Origin of the sequence: Streptomyces sp. NPDC093260, from assembly GCF_040683715.1 — a bacterium.
Taxonomy (GTDB): Bacteria; Actinomycetota; Actinomycetes; order Streptomycetales; family Streptomycetaceae; genus Streptomyces; species Streptomyces sennicomposti.
Window position 1 is genome coordinate 1 of sequence record NZ_JBFBEK010000069.1, and the last position, 1,376, is coordinate 1,376.

Here is a 1,376-nt window from a genome sequence, read left to right on the forward strand (position 1 = left end):
CGACCTCCACACCACCGCGGGGAAACTCGCGGATCTTCAGCGGCGCATCCAGGAAGCGACGCACGCCGGCTCGGAACGCGCCGTCGAAAAGCAGCACGCCAAGGGCAAACTGACGGCCCGTGAACGCATCGAACTCCTCCTGGACCAGGACTCCTTCGTCGAACTCGACGAGTTCGCCCGCCACCGCTCCACCAACTTCGGCCTCGACGCCAACCGCCCCTACGGCGACGGCGTCGTCACCGGCTACGGCACCGTCGACGGCCGCCCCGTCGCCGTCTTCTCCCAGGACTTCACCGTCTTCGGCGGAGCCCTCGGCGAGGTCTACGGCCAGAAGATCGCCAAAGTCATGGACTTCGCCCTGAAGACCGGCTGCCCGATCATCGGCATCAACGACTCCGGCGGCGCCCGCATCCAGGAAGGCGTCGCATCCCTCGGCGCCTACGGCGAGATCTTCCGCCGCAACACCCACGCCTCCGGCGTCATCCCCCAGATCAGCCTCGTCGTCGGCCCCTGCGCGGGCGGCGCCGTCTACTCCCCCGCCATCACCGACTTCACCGTCATGGTCGACCAGACCAGCCACATGTTCATCACCGGCCCCGACGTCATCAAGACCGTCACCGGCGAGGACGTCGGCTTCGAGGAACTCGGCGGCGCCCGCACCCACAACAGCACCTCCGGCGTCGCCCACCACATGGCCGGCGACGAAAAAGACGCCATCGAATACGTCAAACAGCTCCTGTCCTACCTCCCCTCCAACAACCTCTCCGAGCCCCCGGTCTTCCCGGAGGAGGCCGACCTGGCCGTCACCGCCGAGGACCTCGAACTCGACACCCTCGTCCCCGACAGCGCCAACCAGCCCTACGACATGCACACGGTGATCGAACACGTCCTGGACGACACCGAGTTCTTCGAGACCCAGGCCCTGTTCGCCCCCAACATCCTCACCGGCTTCGGCCGCGTCGAGGGCCACCCCGTCGGCATCGTCGCCAACCAGCCCCTCCAGTTCGCCGGCTGCCTCGACATCACCGCCAGCGAGAAAGCCGCCCGCTTCGTCCGCACCTGCGACGCCTTCAACATCCCCGTCCTCACCTTCGTCGACGTCCCCGGCTTCCTGCCCGGCGTCGACCAGGAACACGACGGCATCATCCGCCGCGGCGCCAAACTCATCTACGCCTACGCCGAGGCCACCGTCCCCCTCATCACCGTCATCACCCGCAAAGCCTTCGGCGGCGCCTACGACGTCATGGGCTCCAAACACCTCGGCGCCGACCTCAACCTCGCCTGGCCCACCGCCCAGATCGCCGTCATGGGCGCCCAGGGCGCCGTCAACATCCTCCACCGCCGCGCCATCGCCGCCGCCGACGACACCGAAACCG

Annotated in this window: 1 protein-coding gene; it reads left to right on the plus strand. The window is 68.0% G+C overall.

The features are described 5' to 3' along the window. The coding region (locus AB0N63_RS36110; protein ID WP_365536254.1) for an acyl-CoA carboxylase subunit beta at positions 1–1,376 on the plus strand (1,376 nt) is incomplete at both ends.